The 18486-nt window shown below is 60.9% G+C and carries 17 protein-coding genes; 11 read left to right on the top strand and 6 right to left on the bottom strand.

The features are described 5' to 3' along the window. Window positions 1–108 precede the first annotated feature (108 nt). The 8 genes from ACZ5C3_RS05240 to ACZ5C3_RS05205 all read left to right on the top strand — a co-directional run bounded on the left by ACZ5C3_RS05240 (window position 109) and on the right by ACZ5C3_RS05205 (window position 9694). Window positions 109–765, top strand: a complete 657-nt coding sequence (locus tag ACZ5C3_RS05240) for a DsbA family protein (protein ID WP_464035800.1) — start codon at window positions 109–111, stop codon at window positions 763–765. 254 nt (window positions 766–1019) lie between these two features. Beyond that, window positions 1020–4484: a chromosome segregation protein SMC gene (gene smc, locus ACZ5C3_RS05235; RefSeq protein WP_464044576.1), complete on the top strand. Its 3465-nt coding sequence runs from the start codon at window positions 1020–1022 to the stop codon at window positions 4482–4484. Window positions 4485–4517: 33 nt separating this feature from the next. Next, on the top strand, window positions 4518–5486 hold the full coding sequence (locus ACZ5C3_RS05230) for a small ribosomal subunit Rsm22 family protein (RefSeq protein ID WP_464035798.1): 969 nt from the start codon (window positions 4518–4520) through the stop codon (window positions 5484–5486). Between the two features lie 142 nt (window positions 5487–5628). Further along, the gene (locus ACZ5C3_RS05225) at window positions 5629–6024 is read left to right on the top strand and encodes a COG4315 family predicted lipoprotein (protein WP_464035796.1); all 396 of its coding nucleotides are present in this window, start codon (window positions 5629–5631) and stop codon (window positions 6022–6024) included. Window positions 6025–6205: 181 nt separating this feature from the next. Beyond that, on the top strand, window positions 6206–6766 hold the full coding sequence (locus ACZ5C3_RS05220) for a LemA family protein (RefSeq protein WP_464035794.1): 561 nt from the start codon (window positions 6206–6208) through the stop codon (window positions 6764–6766). Window positions 6767–6801: 35 nt separating this feature from the next. Further along, window positions 6802–7953 (top strand): M48 family metallopeptidase, encoded by a 1152-nt coding sequence (locus ACZ5C3_RS05215; protein ID WP_464044575.1) that lies wholly within the window; start codon window positions 6802–6804, stop codon window positions 7951–7953. Between the two features lie 292 nt (window positions 7954–8245). After that, window positions 8246–9007, top strand: a complete 762-nt coding sequence (locus ACZ5C3_RS05210) for a P-loop NTPase family protein (protein WP_464035792.1) — start codon at window positions 8246–8248, stop codon at window positions 9005–9007. A gap of 18 nt (window positions 9008–9025) precedes the next feature. Then, window positions 9026–9694 (top strand): hypothetical protein, encoded by a 669-nt coding sequence (locus ACZ5C3_RS05205; RefSeq protein WP_464044574.1) that lies wholly within the window; start codon window positions 9026–9028, stop codon window positions 9692–9694. A 15-nt stretch (window positions 9695–9709) separates the two neighbouring features. Here ACZ5C3_RS05205 and ACZ5C3_RS05200 read toward each other — a convergent pair whose 3' ends face one another. The 6 genes from ACZ5C3_RS05200 to petA all read right to left on the bottom strand — a co-directional run bounded on the left by ACZ5C3_RS05200 (window position 9710) and on the right by petA (window position 16661). Continuing rightward, on the bottom strand, window positions 9710–10249 hold the full coding sequence (locus tag ACZ5C3_RS05200; RefSeq protein ID WP_464035791.1) for an adenine phosphoribosyltransferase: 540 nt from the start codon (window positions 10247–10249) through the stop codon (window positions 9710–9712). A gap of 27 nt (window positions 10250–10276) precedes the next feature. After that, window positions 10277–12445, bottom strand: coding sequence for an anthranilate synthase component I (locus tag ACZ5C3_RS05195; protein WP_464035789.1), 2169 nt, complete (start codon window positions 12443–12445; stop codon window positions 10277–10279). 267 nt (window positions 12446–12712) lie between these two features. After that, a complete protein-coding gene (locus tag ACZ5C3_RS05190) occupies window positions 12713–13177 on the bottom strand; it encodes a GNAT family N-acetyltransferase (protein WP_464035787.1) in 465 nt (154 codons plus the stop codon). Between the two features lies 1 nt (window position 13178). After that, on the bottom strand, window positions 13179–13853 hold the full coding sequence (locus ACZ5C3_RS05185) for a dienelactone hydrolase family protein (RefSeq protein ID WP_464035786.1): 675 nt from the start codon (window positions 13851–13853) through the stop codon (window positions 13179–13181). A gap of 165 nt (window positions 13854–14018) precedes the next feature. Then, entirely contained in the window at window positions 14019–16085 is a 2067-nt protein-coding gene (locus tag ACZ5C3_RS05180; RefSeq protein WP_464035784.1) for a cytochrome c1, read from the bottom strand. Window positions 16086–16133: 48 nt separating this feature from the next. After that, window positions 16134–16661, bottom strand: a complete 528-nt coding sequence (gene petA / locus ACZ5C3_RS05175; RefSeq protein ID WP_464035783.1) for a ubiquinol-cytochrome c reductase iron-sulfur subunit — start codon at window positions 16659–16661, stop codon at window positions 16134–16136. A 277-nt stretch (window positions 16662–16938) separates the two neighbouring features. Between petA and ACZ5C3_RS05170 the strand changes: the two genes are divergently transcribed. The 3 genes from ACZ5C3_RS05170 to ACZ5C3_RS05160 are packed head-to-tail and all read left to right on the top strand — an operon-like array spanning window position 16939 to window position 18473. Further along, complete coding sequence (locus ACZ5C3_RS05170) at window positions 16939–17427, top strand: tRNA (cytidine(34)-2'-O)-methyltransferase (protein ID WP_464035781.1); 489 nt, start codon at window positions 16939–16941, stop codon at window positions 17425–17427. A gap of 19 nt (window positions 17428–17446) precedes the next feature. Next, window positions 17447–18079, top strand: a complete 633-nt coding sequence (gene queE / locus ACZ5C3_RS05165; protein WP_464035780.1) for a 7-carboxy-7-deazaguanine synthase — start codon at window positions 17447–17449, stop codon at window positions 18077–18079. A 28-nt stretch (window positions 18080–18107) separates the two neighbouring features. Next, the gene (locus ACZ5C3_RS05160; protein WP_464035778.1) at window positions 18108–18473 is read left to right on the top strand and encodes a 6-pyruvoyl trahydropterin synthase family protein; all 366 of its coding nucleotides are present in this window, start codon (window positions 18108–18110) and stop codon (window positions 18471–18473) included. The last annotated feature ends 13 nt before the right edge of the window (window positions 18474–18486 follow it).

Here is an 18486-nt window from a genome sequence, read left to right as displayed (position 1 = left end):
GACAGCGGAAATTACGGCCCGCCATTGCCACATTTGCCGTTTCAAGCTAGCGAACACCCGCATCAGGCGTGAGCAGCGCCGGGTACCATATTTTTCTGGAGCAGACCGTTGAACATCACGCGCCGCACCTTCACCGCCGCTCTCGCCTTCACCGGCCTTGCCACCGCCATCGGCCTGTCGCCATGGCAACTCGTCAGCATGGCGAATGCCCAATCGGCCGAGGACCTCAACAAGCCGAGCCCGCTCGGCGATATGGCACTGGGCTCGAAGGACGCGCCGGTGACCATTATCGAATACGCGTCGATGACCTGCCCGCACTGCGCCGCCTTCACCAATGAAGTATTCCCCAAGATCAAGTCGGAATACATTGATACCGGCAAGGTGCGCTTCATCTTCCGCGAATTCCCGCTGGATCAGGTTGCGCTGGCGGCATCGGCGCTCGCGCGCTGCGTCGCCAAGGATGACGCTCAGAAGTATTTCACGATCGTGGAGATCCTGTTCAAACAGCAGAACGATCTGGCCTCTGATGCGCTCGGCACGATCAATCGCGTCGGCAAACAAGCCGGTTTCAGCGAGCAGATGATCAAGGATTGCGTTCAGGGCGATCCGACGATCCAGAAGGGCATCCTGGACGTGCGCGAGTACGCCTACAACAAGCTCAAGGTCAATTCGACGCCGAGCTTCTTCGTTAATGGAACCCTGGTGAGAGGCGAGACCTCGTTCGACGGTTTCGAAAAGCTGATTAAGCCGCTGCTCAAGAGCTGATCCGGAACTTTACCACCGCGCGCGGAACTTTACCGCCCACGGAACCGCTCCGTGGGCGACGAAATCCTTTTAAAATCGACTATTTTCGCCGAAATCCCTTGGGAAAAGCCCCTGGCGCAGGTTGCCCTCCGCGGTCAGCCTCGCCATTGTGCGAACAGTTCGAGACGCATACCGCGACTCAGATATGATGGATGGGCGTGCTACAGCCTTGTCCCGGCGGGTGAATTTCCCCCAGCCAAACGAGCATCGACAGCATGAAACTGACGCGTCTTCGCCTTCATGGCTTCAAATCCTTCGTTGAACCGACTGACTTTCTGATCGAGCCCGGCCTCACCGGGGTCGTCGGTCCGAACGGCTGCGGCAAATCGAACCTCGTCGAGGCGCTGCGCTGGGTCATGGGCGAAACCTCGCATAAATCGCTGCGCGCAGCCGACATGGATTCCGTGATCTTCTCCGGATCGGGCAACCGCGCGGCACGCAACCATGCCGAAGTGACGATGACGGTCGACAACGCCGACCATACGCTCCCTGCGGCCATGAACGAATTCGACATGCTGGATATTTCGCGGCGCATCGAGCGCGAAGCCGGCTCGGTCTATCGCATCAACGGCAAGGATGTTCGTGCCCGCGACGTGCAGATCATGTTCGCAGACGCCGCCACCGGCGCGCGATCGCCCGCGCTTGTCCACCAAGGCAAGATCGGCGAAATCATCCAGGCCAAGCCTGAGCAGCGCCGCCGCGTGCTGGAAGACGCAGCAGGTGTCGCGGGCCTTCATGCGCGGCGCCATGAAGCCGAATTGCGCCTCAAGGCTGCAGAAACCAATCTCCTGCGCGTCGAAGACGTTATCGGCCAGCTCGCCGGTCAGGTCGAAGGCCTGAAGAAGCAGGCGCGGCAAGCGATTCGCTATCGCGAAGTCGCTGCCAAGGTCCGCAAGGCCGAGGCGATGCTGTTTCATCTGCGCTGGATGCAGGCACATGCCGACGTCGCCGAAGCCGGCCGCACGCATGAATTGAATGTCCGCGAGCAGGCTGAACGCGTCCGTGAGCAAGCTGAATCCGCGCGCATTCAGGCGATCCGTGCATCCGAGCTGCCGAGCCTCCGCGAGTCGGAAGCGCGCGCCGCTGCGGGCCTGCAGCGGCTGACCAATGCGCGCGAAATGCTCGATCGCGAAGAAGCGCGCGCCAAAGAACGTGGCAGCGAACTCGATCGCCGCCTGACGCAGTTCGCGGGTGATATCGAGCGCGAGCAGCGCCAGTTGTCGGACGCCGATGTCGCGCTCGCCCGCCTCGAAACGGAAGACGTCGAGCTCAAAGAAGAGATCAAGTCGCGCGTCGAGAAGCGCAGCGGCGCCGACGAGCGTGTCTCCGAGGCGGAGGCTGTTCTCGCCGCGGCCGAGCGTACCTTCTCGGAATTGACGACTGCGCTGGCTGACGCCACAGCCAAGCGCAATCAGCTCGAAGCTAATGTGCGTACCCACCGCGACCGCCTCGCGCGGCTCGGGCAGGAAATCGCCACCGTCGAAAGCGAGATTGAAAAACTCACCGTAGAAACCGGTGGTCTCGGCGATATCGACGCTCTGGTGGCTGCGGTCGAAGCTGCTGAACAAAATCTCGCAGAATCCGAGGCCACCACGCAGGCGAGCGAAAGCGCTCACGTGGATGCGCGGGCGCGCCTTGAAGCCTCGCGCGCGCCGCTCGCTGAAGCCGATAAGCGCGTGCAGCGCCTCGAGACTGAAGCCAAGACAATCTCCAAGCTCGTCATGGGCGAAACCAAAAATCTCTGGCCGCCGATCATCGACGGCGTCAGCGTCGCGAAAGGCTTTGAAAAGGCACTTGGCGCAGCGCTCGGCGACGATCTCGACGCGCCGGTGGACGAAAGCGCGCCGATGCGCTGGTCAAACCTTGGTGTCGTCCAGGGCGATCCGTCGCTGCCGGATGGCGTCGAGGCGCTTGCCTCCCATGTGACTGCGCCACCCGAACTGGCCCGTCGTCTGGCCCAGATCGGCGTCGTCAGCCGCGAGCGTGGCCCGCAACTGGCCTCTAAGCTCAAGACTGGCCAACGGCTGGTATCGCCTGAGGGTGATCTGTGGCGCTGGGACGGTTTCGTCGCCGCAGCTCATGCTCCGACCGGTGCTGCACGGCGTCTCGCCGAACGCGCCCGCCTTGTCGACATCGAAGCCGAGCTTGGACTGGCGCGCGCGGACGTCGTCGCCAAGCGTCAGGCGCTCGAAACGGCCGAGACCGAACTCAAGGCTGCCGCTGCCGCGGAAACCGCATCGCGCGAGGCGGCACGTGCCGCACAACGCGAGGCCAACGCAGCGAAGGAACGTCACGCGGCAGCCGAGCGTGAAATCAGCCGTCACGCTACCCGCCGCTCCGCCCTCGATGAAGCCCACGCGCGTCTTGCAGCGGATCGCGCCGAAGTGGACGGCGCGCACGAAACCGCTATCGGCGCTTTGGATGAGCTACCTGCCAACGCCGAAACCGAAGAACGCCTCGGCGCGGCGCGTGCGGACATGGAAGGCCATCGCCGTATGGCCGCCCAGGTTCGCGCCGAAGCTCAGGCGCTGGCACGCGAGGCTGAACTCGCGGACCGCCGTGTGCAGGCTATTCTGGCTGAGCGCAACGAATGGCAAAAGCGCAAAGAGAATGCGATCTCGCAGGCGGCGACCATTGAAGCCCGCATCGTCGAACTGAAGAACGAGCGCGAAGAACTGGCCGAAGCGCCAGCCTTCTTCGCCGAGAAGCGTCGTTCAGTCATCAACGAGATTGAAGCTGCTCAGGACGAGCGGCGCGCCGCTGCCGACGCTCTCGCGACTGCTGAAGGCCTGATGGCGGAGACCGACCGCGAAGCCCGCGCGTCGCTTGAAGCCCTGTCCTCTGCTCGCGCAGCATGCGCGCGTTCAGAAGAGCGCATGGAAGGCACCCAACGCCGGCTTGAAGACATCGAGCGCGAAATTCGCGACATGCTCGAAGTCGAACCGCATGGCGTCGCCGCCATGGCGGAAATCGAACCGGGCGCCGAATTGCCGCCCGTCTCTGACATCGAAACCGATCTGGAAAAGCTCCGCCGCGACCGCGAGCGTCTTGGCGCCGTCAACCTGCGCGCCGAAGAAGAATTGCGCGAAGTCGAGACCCAGCATGTCGCGCTGACGACCGAGCGCGACGATCTGGTCGAGGCCATCAAGCGGCTTCGGCAAGGCATCCAGAGCCTCAACAAGGAAGCACGTGAACGCCTGCTGACCTCGTTCGAAGTGGTCAACGGCCATTTCAAGCGCCTGTTCACAGAGCTGTTCGGGGGCGGTCAGGCCGAACTCCAGCTGATCGAGAGCGACGATCCGCTGGAGGCAGGCCTTGAAATCATCGCCAAGCCACCCGGCAAGAAGCCGCAGTCGCTGTCGCTGCTGTCCGGCGGCGAGCAGGCACTAACGGCAATGGCTCTGATCTTCGCGGTGTTCCTCACCAACCCTTCGCCGATCTGCGTGCTGGACGAAGTCGACGCGCCGCTCGACGACCATAACGTCGAGCGGTTCTGCAACCTGCTGCATGAGATGACCAGCTCGACCGATACCCGCTTCATCATCATCACGCACAATCCGATCACTATGGCCCGCATGAACCGTCTGTTCGGCGTCACCATGGCTGAGCGCGGCGTGTCGCAGCTGGTGTCCGTCGACCTCGACGGCGCAATGAAGGTTCTCGATCAAAACGTGGCATAGTCCAATCAGGCCAAGACCGGCCTGAGGGTTCTCATGTCACCTGATCTCCCGCCCGTTCTGAAAGTCGCTCTCGACCACAAGGCCGAGGGCCTGTCGCGCAACGATGCGGCCCAGCGATCAGCAGCGATCTCACAGACCTATCGCGGCGGCGGTGGCTCAGGCACGATCAGAACCGAGACCGATGCATTGGCCTACGCGCTGGCGCGCATGCCCGCGACGTACGCAGCCGTTACCGCGTCTCTCACAGCAATTGCAGAAGCGCGGCCTGCGTTCACCCCCGAAAGCCTGCTCGATATCGGCGCGGGCCCAGGGACCGCGACCTGGGCTGCTGCAGAGGCCTTCACATCACTTCGGCAATTTACGCTGCTGGACGCCAACGCGGCGCTCCGTGAGCTTGCACTCGAGCTGACGCAATCTAGTCACCGCCTGTCTGGAATACGTTACGAGAAGGGCGACGCCCGCAAGCTGGCTGAAGAGCAGCAACCAGCCGATCTTGTCATTGCAAGCTATGTGATCAATGAACTCGGCGACACGGAACGTGTCGCGCTGACGGACGTCATGTGGTCGAAAGCGCGCGACACGCTTCTGATTGTCGAGCCCGGCACACCGGCGGGATACGCACGTATCATCGATGTGCGTACGCGATTGATCGCACAGGGCGCGCATGTCATCGCGCCGTGTCCGCATGACTCGGCGTGTCCGCTGGTGGCGCCGGATTGGTGTCACTTCTCTCAGCGCCTCTCACGCTCCCGCACGCATAAGCATCTCAAAGGCGCAGAGCTTCCCTACGAAGACGAACGCTTCAGCTACGTCGTCTTGTCTCGATCTCCGCTTCCTCAACGTCCATCACGCGTCTTGGCGGAGCCACAAGTGACCAAGATTGCGGTCACCGCAAAGCTCTGCACCGCTGAAGGTGTGCACATCGCAAATGTTCCGCACCGGAACAAAGAATCTTACAAGCAGGCCAAGCGGTGGCGTTGGGGCGACGCCGTCCCGCGTTAACCGCCCAACCAAATTGCCGGCATTTTCGCGGAAATTTCTTCCAATTTCGGCGCTGCAAGACGCGGAATAATTCTCCGGCGAGGGAGTTTGTTCTTACGACGCGTCCGCGTCCGTAACAGAATTCAGCAGGAGTAGAATTGCGATGTCGCAGATCTCGTCGAAAACATTTGCCGCGGCAGCGGCCCTGACCCTTATGCTGGCCTCGTCGGCAGCATTCGCCCAGGCAGCCAAGGTCGCCGATACGCCGAAGGGCAAGGCCTACGTCGATGCCGCCAAGGGAATGACGCTCTATACGTTCGACAAGGACTCCGAAGGCAAGTCTGCATGCAACGGCCCTTGCGCAACGAACTGGCCTCCGCTGATGGCCGCTGCTGACGCCAAGGCCTCCGGCGACTGGACCATCGTCACCCGCGACGACGGCAGCAAGATGTGGGCCTTGAAGGGCAAGCCGGTCTACACCTTCGCCAAGGACACCAAGCCGGGTGACACCACCGGTGACGGCTTCCTCAACGGCGCATGGCACATCGCCAAGCCTTGATCTCCAGATCGACACTGCAAAATCCCGCTCCTGAAAGGGGGCGGGATTTTTTGCTTTCCATCAGCCGTTCGTGAACCCTTTTGCCTTGGAAGCCGACATATCGGGGTCAGACAGCCCTGCCGCCCGTCGCAATAATCGTTTACGGTGCGACCGTCAGTTGTCCTTCAAGGAGCTTTCCCCAATGTCGTCCGGCTGGATTTTACTTGGTATTATCGTCGTCATCGCACTGTTTCTGTTTGCCGCCTACAACCGCCTTGTCGCCCTGTCGCAGCGGGTCTCGCAGGCTTTTGCCGATATCGACGTGCAGCTGAAGCAGCGCCACGATCTGATCCCGAACCTTGTCGAAACCGTAAAAGGTTATGCGTCGCACGAACGCGGCACGCTGGATGATGTCATCAAGGCGCGTAACTCGGCGATGTCCGCCCAAGGACCTGCGCAGGTTTCGGCAGCGGAAAACCAATTGAGCGGCGCGCTCGGCCGCCTTATCGCCTTGTCGGAAGCCTACCCGGACCTCAAGGCCAACACCAATTTCCAGCAATTGCAGACCGAGCTCTCCGATATCGAAAACAAGATCGCTGCCAGCCGCCGCTTCTTCAACAACGCTGTCCAGGAATACAACACCGGCATCCAGCAGCTCCCTGCGGCCTTGTTCGCGGGCTCGCTCGGCTTCACGCGCAAAGAGTTCTTCGATCTTGGCGAGCAGCGCGGGCAACTCGAACAAGCTCCGTCGGTCAAGTTCTGACCGCCTGACATCCGATCGCGCACGGACAGCCCGCCATGGCCGCGTATGGTCTTTACACGCACATCGCATCGAACAAGTTTCGTTCGATGCTGCTGCTCGGTGGGCTATTCCTGCTGATCTATGTGATGGTGTTCGCGGGTGGCCTGATTGCGGAAGTCGCGATCAACAGCAACCGGCCGTTTGACGATTACATCATTCTGGCCGGGCGCGATCTTCTTAAAGCGCTCCCCTTTGCAACCATCGGCGCGGCGCTCTGGATCGCCATCGCCTACTTCTTCAACCAGCAGATCATCGATGCCGTCACCGGCGGACGCGACGTCAACCGACAGGAGCAGCCCCGGCTCTACAACACGCTCGAGAATCTCTGCATCTCACGCGGCATTCCGATGCCGAAGCTTAAGATCATCGACGATCCGGCGCTCAATGCCTTCGCGAGCGGTCTCAACCAGCGCCAGTATTCCATCACGGTAACGACCGGTCTGCTGAAGGAGCTCAACGACCACGAGATCGAGGCCGTGCTGGGACACGAACTCACCCACATCCGCAACGGCGACGTGCAGCTCATGGTCGTTGCCGTAATCATCGCCGGCGTGATCGGCTTTTTCGCGGAACTGTTCTTCCGCATGTTCTTCAATTCGAGCTGGCGCTTCGGCGGTGGCCGATCATCGTCGTCGTCCGACAGCGACCGCAAGGGCGGCGGTGCGTTGCCGATCATCCTGCTGGCCGTGGCCCTCATCGCCGTCGCCTGGGGATTATCGCTTGTGGTTCGTTTCGCCCTGTCACGCTCTCGCGAATTTCTGGCGGACGCAGGCTCGGTCGAACTGACCAAGGATCCGGACGCCATGATCTCTGCCCTGCGTAAGATCGAAGGCCGCGGCGAATTGCCGAGTGCGACATCGGCGATCATGGAGATGTGCGTCGATAATCCGCGCGAGGGATTTGCCGATCTGTTTGCGACCCACCCCTCAATCGAGGCGCGGGTGAAAGCGCTCGTGCAATACGCCGGCGGGCACGATCCCGGCCCATTGTCCCTTTCGGCCCCCAATATTGAAGGCAACACCGAACCTGCAGAACCGACAGCTCCGCCACCGAGCACACCGCCGTCGACACCTGCCGGTCCCTGGGGTTCCCAGCCGGGCACAAGTAGCACCGAGATGCCACCGGCAGGCCCTTGGGGGCCACATTGAATTCGAGGCAAAATCGACTCGTTTCCCGCCACAGGGGATCATCCAGGGAAACCGGTGGGATTTAGTCGAACTGCGGGTGTCAAGAATTGCATTATCCCTTGTTTCTGCCATGTTCCGGCTGAAAGCAGGGCGAGAGGATGGACCGAACGGGGCGACACGAATCCGGGCGGCCACGCACTCAAAAACGTTCGAAGTCGGTCATCGCGTGAGTCTGGAGTTTTTCCTTCCAAATTCATTGTGATCTGACTCCGCCGGCTCCACCCGGCGGTGATAAAGCGCATAAAGGGACATCATGGCGAAGCCGGCGGTCATCGTAGTGGGTGCAGACAAAGGCGGGGTCGGAAAGACCACCGTCTCGCGCACCGTTTTGGACTATTTCAACGCAAATAACGTGACGACGCGTGCGTTCGACACGGAATCCCCGCGTGGCACACTGAAGCGTTTCCATCCGGACATCACCGAGATCGTCGATGTGACCACCACATCCGATCAGATGAAGATCTTCGATACGCTGAACTCGGCCGGGAACAGCGTTACCGTGATCGACGTCCGCGCAGGCCAGCTGTCGCCGACCCTCGCCTCGCTGCGCGATATCGGATTTCTCGATGCCGCTAAGTCCGGCCAGATCACTTTCGCGGTGTTTCACATTCTCGGCCCCTCGATCGCCTCGCTCGATGAGATCGCCGAGACGGCTAACTTCATGGATGGCGCGCGATATTTCCTGGTGAAGAACTTCATCAACAACACGAGCTTCTTCGAATGGGACCAGGCGACCTACAACTCCTATTTCCAGAAGATCAAAAACGCGACTGAGCTCACCATTCCGAAGCTGAACGAGATGGCCTACGAGCAAGTCGAAGTCGCCTCCGTGCCGTTCCTCAAATTTGTCGCGAATAAGGGCGTGCGCGACGAACCCGCGAACTACTCCTTCGTGCTGCGTGGCTATGTCCGCCATTGGCTTGGAAACGTCTGGGGCGAGTTCGATCGCATCAAGCTGACCGAAATCGTCGGCTCCAAAGACAAGCCCGCGATGAAGCCGACCAGCGAGATCTGATTACCGGACATCGCATCGATGCGCCGCACGCCTGTCTATATTGTCTGTTCCCCGCGACCGGCTGTAGGCAAGACTCTGATCGCGCGGCTGCTCACGGAGTTTCTGCTGCTGCAACGCGGGTCGGTCGCCGCGTTCGATATCAATCTCCGTGAGCCGTCGCTGCTCGATTATCTGCCGAACGTAACAGAGACCGCCCGGATCGACGACACGTTCGCACAGATGGCGCTGATGGACCGATTGATCGCCAACGACGGCATCGCCAAAGTCGTCGACCTCGGGTTCCATGCGTTCGATGATTTCTACCGATTGATCGGAGAAATCGGCTTCATCAAAGAAGCCGAGCGCCACGGTGTCGAACCGATCGTCCTCTTTATCGCCGACCGCGACCGCACCTCAGAAAATGCCTGGGCCATGCTCCAATCAGAGCTGCCGAGATGGGCCTTAATGGGCGTGGACAACGAACTGGTGCTTTATGGCGATGTGCCAAAGGCTTATGCGGGGCAGCGCATGCTGCGGATCGGCGCCCTGCCCGCGTTCCTCAAGTCGATCATCAACAGGTTGAACTTTTCCTTCACGCGCTTCCTGCGTGACAACCAGAGTTCGTCCTCCGAACTCTCGCAGTGGATCAAGACCAACTATACGCGGTTCCGCGAGATCGAGCTGAACCTGATGCTGCACAAGCTCTGAAAGTGTCGCGAGCGTTTAGTGCCCGTCGAACGACATCAACGTCCGCACTGGCACGTTCATCGCGCGCAGCTTGGCGGCACCGCCGAGATCCGGAAGATCCACAATAAAACATGCGGCAACGACCTCGGCGCCGATCTTGCGGAGCAGCTTGACCGCTCCCTCCGCCGTGCCGCCGGTTGCGATCAGGTCATCGATCAAGATCACACGCTCGCCGGGTTTGACGGCGTCAGCGTGCATTTCCATTTCATCGATGCCGTATTCGAGCGAGTAGGCAATCCGCACCGTGGTGTGCGGGAGCTTGCCTTTCTTGCGGATGGGCACGAACCCGGCTGACACCTGATGCGCCACCGCGCCGCCGAGGATGAAACCGCGCGCTTCCATGCCGGCGACCTTATCGATCTTCGATCCCGCCCAAGGCTGCACCAGTTCGTCGACCGCACGGCGGAACGCCCATGCATTGCCGAGCAACGTCGTGATGTCGTGGAACATGATACCGGGCTTGGGATAGTCCGGAATGGAGCGCACGGTGGCTTTCAGGTCAATCTCGAGCGTCATCATCTTCTCTTTCAATCACTCAATCGTTCAGCCATTCACGCCCGGTCGGCCTAACCGGAACGCATTTTCAACAATCCGAAGTCCGATATTGCCTTCCAGCGACATCAGCGACTCCGGATGGAATTGCACACCACCGACGGGCAGCGTCTTGTGCTCGATCGCCATCGCGATGCCGTCTTCAGTGCTCGCAGTGACCTGCAGCACATCCGGCATGCCGTCGCGCTCGACATAGAGCGAGTGATAGCGGCCGATCACGACCTCGTTCGGCAAATTGCCCATCAGCGTTCCGCCTCGCACCTGAACGCGCGAAGGCCGACCGTGAGCTGGTTGAGCCAGCTGTCCGAGCTTGCCACCGAAATATTCGCCGATCGCCTGCACACCGAGGCAAACGCCAAACACCGGCATCTCCTTCTGGAGTGCAGCATCGATGAACTTGGAAATTCCGAAATCTTCCGGTCGGCCCGGACCGGGCGACAGCACCAGGAGATCGAACTTTTCCTTCTTCATCATATCGAGCGCATGGGTGTGCCGCGTCACGCTGACATCCGCGCCAACCTGACGGAAATAATCCGCAAGCATGTGCACGAAGGAATCCTCGTGGTCGATCAGCAGCACTTTCTTGCCAGAACCCGTAGCATCGGGCGCAAAAGCCGACAGCGGCTTCGCCGGGTCGCCACGCAGCGCCTGGAACAGCGCTGCAGCCTTGGTCTGGCATTCCTTTTCTTCAGCCACCGGATCGGAATCGAACAGCAATGTCGCGCCCACGCGCACTTCGGCGAGACCATCCTTCATACGGATGGTGCGGATGGTCAGGCCGGTGTTGATGCTGCCATCGAACCCGAGGAAACCGAGCGCGCCAGCATACCAACGCCGGGAGGACCGCTCGTGGTCCTCAACGAACTGCATCGCCCACAGTTTCGGCGCACCGGTCACGGTGACAGCCCAAGCGTGGGTGAGAAAACCGTCGAGCGCATCGAATCCAGGACGCAGCATGCCTTCCACGTGATCCACAGTGTGGAAGAGCTTCGAGTAGGTCTCGATCTGCCGTCGTGCCAGCACCTTGATCGAACCGGGCACGCAGACACGCGCCTTGTCGTTCCGATCGACATCCGTGCACATGTTGAGCTCGAACTCGTCTTTCTGCGAGTTCAGCAGTTCGCGAATCTGCTCCGCATCGCCGATGGCGTCCGCGCCACGCGCGATGGTGCCGGAAATCGGACAGGTCTCGATCCGCCTGCCATCGGAGCGCACGAACATTTCCGGTGACGCCGCCACCAGAAACTCGCCGTCGCCGAGATTGATCAGCGCGCCATAGGGCGACGGGTTGATCCTGCACAGCCGCTGAAACACTTCCGCGGGTGTGCGCTCGCATGGCTCGGCGAACAGTTGTCCGGGCACGGCCTCGAACAGATCGCCGCGTGCAAACGCCTGCCGAGCAACTTCGACGGTCGCCTGATAGTCGCCGGGCGCGTGATCGGCGAAACCTTTGCGGCCAGTTTTTGCGTAAACGCTTTCCGGCGTCTCGCGCGGCAGCCCCTTGGTGGACTGTCCCTTCCAGCCGAATTCGTAGCTGAGAATGACGCCGCGTCCGGTCGCCCGGTCGTAAGCGAGCAGCCGGTCCGGCACGTACAGCACAATATCGCGCTGATCGGCTTCGCGGACGCGCTTCTGCACCAGATCCTCGAACTGAAAAACGAGGTCGTAGGCAAAGGCGCCGAACAGACCGAGCAGCGGATCATTGTTCGAACTGAACGTCGCAATGATCGCGCGCACCAGCGACATCATTGAGGCGCGCCGGGTGCGTTGATCCTCATCCACCGGCGCGTCACCACGCAGGATATGTCCCTTGAGGCGCATCGCGCTTTTCTCGGTGATGACGGCACTGGGCTCGTTCAACGTTTCAGCGAGAAACGCGAGCAGCACCTTGCCGCGCTCGTTGAGCGGCTCGATGACGAAGTCCGTTCCGGCCGATTCCAGCCGCAGCGGCGGATCGGCAAATCCGAGATCGAAGCTCTCATAGCGGCCGGGGACCGTCGTGCCTGACGACAGCACCACGCCGCGCCGGCTATCCAGCCGTTCGATCAACCGGTCGAGCGCTGCGCCGCCGGTGAAATGTTCGACGGATCGCGAGACCTCGAGGCCTCGAGCGGTCTGGTAATCACTGTGCGCGGGAAGCGAAAAAAGTGTCCTGTTCATGCTGTCCTCTTACGAAACTTGCTGGAGGAACGCCACACAGGACAAACGAAAAAGGCCGTCGCTCTGCGATGACGGCCTCGACGATTGAGAAATAGATCGCACCGGCCACCTTTAGAAGGTGGGCCACCAAAGACGGGCTGGCTGAGACACGGTGTTCATGATGGGCAAAACATCATCCGGGAGGGGGGATGTCAAGAGGGCGCTCCTGAAGCTCCCGATCATGTCATCAACAGCGCGTGTCCCAGGACCTTCCGGTTCGCCCCGGCTTTAGGACCTTTGCCGGACAAAGACAGTTACGCCCCGCTCCCCAACCTCCTCTTCGATCGGTGTCCAGCCCTGCTGAAGATAGAAATTACGCCGTACTTTCTGTGCGCAAAGATAAACGCGCTCGGTCCCCAGCGCGAATGTGTCGTCCACGGCCCGCGCGACCAGTGTTCGGCCGATCTGCCGTTGGCGGTGCTCGGGCTCAACCCAGACGGCCGCCACCCACGGCGTATAGTCGGGAAGGTCTTCCAGATCGGATTTGATCACCGAGGCGGTGCCGAGAAACGTGTCACCGTCATGAGCCACCAGAGCGAACGGTATCGCCCCCGGCGACATGTTTTCCTGCAAGCGATCGGCAATATATCCGACCGCAAAACCCCGCTCCTTCCACCATGCCCGCCAGATGCGATCAGCAACTGTGTCAAAGAATGTAGGTTGCTGACGCAAATCGGAAACGGTGAATGTCACGTCACCCCAAATGCTTCTTGAAGAAATCGGTGGCGCGGCCCCAGGCGAGCTCCGCAGCGGCGCGGTCATGCACCGCAGCCCGCTCTTCATTCACGAAGGCATGGTCTGCGTCGTAGCGGAAAGCCTCGAAGTCCTTTCCGGCGGCTTTCATGGCTTTCTCGAACGCATTGACGGCCTCAGGCGTGCACCAGTCGTCCTTGTCGGCAAAGTGCCCCTGCAGCGGGATTTTCACGTCGGCCGGCTTTGCCGCCTGTTCGGGAGGAATTCCGTAGAACGCGACAGCCGCGGCGAGTTCAGGAACGCGGGCCGCGCCGATGATGGTCACCGCGCCGCCCATGCAGAAGCCGGTCAACCCCACCTTGGCGCTGTTCTTCTTCAGATACTGAACGGCGCCGCGCACGGTCTGTTCGGTGGCATCAAGGAAATCCAGCGAGGTCATTTCCTTATTAGCCGCATCCGTATCGTGATACGGCACCACGACGCCCTTGTAGAGATCGGGCGCAAGCGCATCGAAGCCGGCCAGCGCAAAGCGATCGGTCAACGCCTTGATGTTTTCGGACAGGCCCCACCATTCCTGAATGACCACGACGCCCGGCGCGTTACCGCGCGCAGCGTTGGCGAGATAGCCCTTGGCGTCCTTTCCGTCGGGACGCTTGAACGTGATGTGGGTACCCATGGTGTCCTCCGAAGATCAATCTGCGGGCGCACAATGGCGCTGCAAGAGAGGTTCCGCAATCGTGGATTAACGCGTTCACATCACGAAACGACGATGCATCTGAACAGCAAAAAGGCCCCGAAATGGGGCCTTTCGCAGATTGTTAGACGTATTCGCCACGGCGGCTTAGTGAGCGTTCGCCCACACCTTGCGCTTGGTAAAGTAGAGCAGGCCGCAGAAGATGATCAGGAAGATCATGACCTGAAGGCCAAGACGCTTGCGGGCTTCGAGATGCGGCTCGGCTGTCCACATCAGGAACGCCGACACGTCCTTGGCGTACTGCTGAACGGTAGCCGGCGAGCCATCGTCAAACGTCACCTGACCGTCGCTGAGCGGCTTCGGCATCTTGATGGCGTGACCCGGGAAGATCTTGTTGTAGTACGAGCCTTGCGGCAGCGAGAAGCCAGCCGGCGGCTTCTCCTCAAAGCCCTGCAACAGTGCATCGATGTAGTTCGGTCCCTTTTCCTGGAACTGCATGAATGCGTCGAAGATGAACTGCGGGAAGCCACGCTCGTAGCCACGAGCCTTGGCCATCAGCGACAGGTCCGGCGGCAGGGCGCCACCATTGGACGCACGAGCAGCCTGGTCGTTCGGGAACGGCGACGGGAAGTAATCCGCCGGACGGCCGGGACGCTCGAACATATCGCCGGCATCGTTCGGTCCATCCTTGATCTTGTAATCGGCCGCGAAGGCTGCCGCCTGAGCCGGCGAGTAGCCCGGGCCACCCGGATCAGCGAGGTTGCGGAAGGCCACCATCGATAGCGCATGACAGGCCGAGCAGACTTCCTTGTAGACCTTCAGGCCGCGCTGAAGCTGGCCTTGATCAAACTTACCAAAAGGGCCTGCAAACGACCAGTTCAGCGACGGAGGCGTCGTGCCGCCATGGGCGTCTTCTGCCTTGGCGTTGTTCATGCCCCCGAGCAGCAGCGAACCACCGACTGCGAGAGCCACCAGAGCCGACACCGCTCCCTTGCGCTTCGACAACACGTCGTCGGCGATGGAGTTCGGCAGCGGACGAGCTGTTTCGATACGGCTCAGAAGTGGCAGCACGATCAGGAAATACGCGAAGTAGCAGACGGTCAGGACACGGCCCGCAACCACATAGATACCTTCAGGCGGCTGCGCACCGAGATAACCCAGACCGAGGCAAACGGCGACGAAGATCCAGAAGAACTGCTTGGCCAGCGGACGATACTTGGACGAGCGCGTCTTGGCGCTGTCGAGCCAGGGCAAGAACGCCAGCACGACGATCGCGCCGAACATGGCGACAACGCCGCCGAGCTTGCTCGGGATCGAACGCAGGATCGCGTAGAACGGCAGATAGTACCATTCGGGGACGATGTGTGCAGGGGTCACTGCGGGATTGGCTGGGATGTAGTTGTCCGGGTCGCCAAGGTAGTTCGGGATGTAGAAAATGAACCAGGCGAAGAACAGCAGGAAGCAGGCCATGCCGAACGCGTCCTTGACGGTTGCGTAGGGCGTGAACGGCACGGTGTCCTTCTCGGTCTTCGGCTCGACGCCGGCCGGATTGTTCTGTCCCGCGACGTGCAGCGCCCAGACGTGGAGGACGACGACGCCAGCGATCACGAACGGCAGCAGGTAGTGCAGCGAGAAGAAGCGGTTCAGCGTCGGGTTGCCGACCGAGTAACCACCCCACAGCAGCGTCACGATGCTGTCACCCACATACGGAATTGCGGAGAACAGGTTGGTGATAACCGTGGCGCCCCAGAAGCTCATCTGGCCCCATGGCAGCACGTAGCCCATGAAACCGGTCGCCATCATCAGCAGGTAGATGATCACGCCGAGGATCCAGAGCACCTCGCGCGGCTCCTTGTAGGAACCATAGTAAAGGCCGCGAAGCATGTGAACGTAGACGGCGATGAAGAACATCGAAGCGCCGTTGGAGTGCATGTAGCGCAGCAGCCAGCCGTAGTTAACATCACGGACGATGCCTTCGACCGACTTGAACGCCAGATCGACATGCGGCGTGTAGTGCATCGCCAGGATGACGCCCGTGATGATCTGCACGGCGAGCATCATCGAGAGGATCGCGCCGAACGTCCACCAGTAGTTCAGGTTGCGGGGGGTCGGGTAAGCGATGAAGGAGGAGTGGATCAGTCCCCCGAGGGGAAGACGCCGCTCAATCCACTTCAAAGCTGGATTTTGCGGGTTGTAGCTGGATGGTCCGCTCATGATGCGATCCTGAAAAAAAAGAAGCGACGCAATCGGCTAAGTGAGGCTTCAGCCAATCTTGATTTTGGTGTCAGAGACGAAGGCGTACGGAGGTACGGCCAGGTTCAGCGGCGCGGGCCCCTGGCGAATACGACCCGAGGAGTCGTACTGCGAACCGTGGCACGGGCAGAAGAAGCCGTCGTAGTTGCCTTCGTGAGCGATCGGGATGCAGCCGAGATGGGTGCAGATGCCGATGACCACGAGCCACTGATCGTGACCTTCCTTGACGCGGGCCTGATCGGTCTGCGGATCGGGCAGGCTGGACAAATTGACCGAGCGAGCCTCTTCGATCTGTTTCTTGGTGCGGTTCATGATGTAGATCGGCTTGCCGCGCCAGAAGACCTTGATGTCCTGACCTTCGGCGATCGGCGACAGATCGACGTCGATCGGAGCACCGGCCGCGATGGTCGATGCGTCCGGGTTCATCTGGGAAATCAGCGGCCAGGCAACCGCCACGGCGCCAACCGCGGCCGCGGCTCCTGTCGCTACATAAAGAAAATCACGGCGTGTCGGCTCAGCCGAGGTGGAGGACGTCACGTTTGCAAACCCTTTCCGAACTGCAACCGGCAGGACCACCCCCTTCGGGTGCGGGCGCACCCAGGAGCAGAAGCCGGAGCCCGCGGGGCCCCGCGGCAGCAGAATGACCACATTGTCCTGCTCAAGCGAGCAAAACACACGATCTAGAATCGATCTATTGGCACCCTTGCCCGGAGAGCGCAAGCCCGCTATCGGCACACTTTAGTGCGACGCACTAAAACCGCCCACAGCAGCGAAATTTTCACAGTTTTCTCACCGGGCCAAAGGCCGGATTCCGATGCGCATAGCCCTCTACCAGCCCGACATTCCGCAAAACACCGGAACGATTCTGCGGCTCTGCGCCTGCCTGGGCGTGGAGGCCCACATCATCGAGCCGGCTGGGTTTCCAGTTAGCGACCGGCATTTCCGCCGGGCGGGCATGGATTACCTCGACCAGGTGACGATCATACGCCACGATTCCTGGACGAAATTCGAAGAATGGCGCTCGGAAACCGGTTGCCGCCTGGTATTATTTTCGACCAAAGCGGCACGCCCCTACCTCGATCATACCTATCAAGCCGATGACATCCTGCTGTTCGGCCGGGAATCCGCCGGTGTTCCGGATGACGTGGTACAGGCTGCCGACGAACGGCTGGTGATCCCGATCGCCCCCGGCATGCGGTCCCTGAACGTTGCCGTTTCCGTGGCGATGGCGCTGGGTGAGGCATTACGGCAAACCGGCCATATATTTACCGGCAACACCGGCCCTTCCGATACAACCATATAGAGCGCGCGAGGACATCAGGTTGAGTTACGCGGTCAAGGAAATTTTCCTGACATTGCAAGGCGAAGGCGCCCACGCCGGGCGCACGGCGGTGTTCTGCCGGTTCAGCGGGTGCAACCTGTGGACAGGCCGGGAGCAGGACCGCGCCAGCGCTACGTGTCAGTTCTGCGACACCGACTTCGTCGGCACGGATGGTACGCTCGGCGGACGCTATCCGTCCGCGGACGCCCTGGCGGACACCATTGCGGCCCAGTGGACCGGCTCGCCGGACCACCGCTACGCCGTGCTCACCGGCGGTGAGCCGTTGTTGCAGATCGATACCGCGCTGATCGATGCGCTGCATGAGCGGGGATTTCTGATTGCGGTCGAGACCAACGGCACCATCGAGCCGCCGCCCGGCCTCGACTGGATTTGTGTGAGCCCCAAAGCGGGCACTGACCTCGTGGTCCGCAAAGGTCACGAGCTGAAACTGGTCTATCCCCAGGCCGGTGCGCCGCCGGAGAACTTTGCCGGTCTGGCCTTCGAGCGGTTCTCGTTGCAACCGATGGACGGACCTGACATAGCGCAAAGTACGGAAAGTGCGATCGCCTATTGCCTGCGTCATCCGCAATGGCGGCTGAGCGTTCAGACGCACAAAACCCTTGGCATCAGATAATCGGGATAGGCAGGACTGGACAGTCGGGATGTGGGAATTGACGAAAACCTTCCGTTTCGAGGCCGCGCACTCCTTGGCCGGAACCACGCTGGGTGAGACCAGCGAGGAAATTCACGGCCACTCGTTTCGCGCCGAGGTCAGTGTGCGTGGGACGCCCGATCCCAACACCGGGATGGTGATGGATCTAGGCCAACTCGAGCGCAGCATGAGCGACGTGCAGAAGATGCTCGACCACAAATATCTCAATAAGATCGAGGCGCTCGGACGGCCGACGCTGGAAAATCTCACGCGTTTCATCTGGGAACGGGTTCAGCACGCCGGCCACGTGACCCGTGTCAGCGTCCACCGCGACAGTTGCAACGAAAGCTGCACCTATTTCGGCCCGCAAAGCTGACCCCACACGCAAT

The sequence above is a fragment of the Afipia dichlorophenoxyacetatis genome (assembly GCF_055386385.1).
Note: the sequence above shows the minus strand (reverse complement) of the source record. Positions and strands in the feature narration are given on the sequence as shown.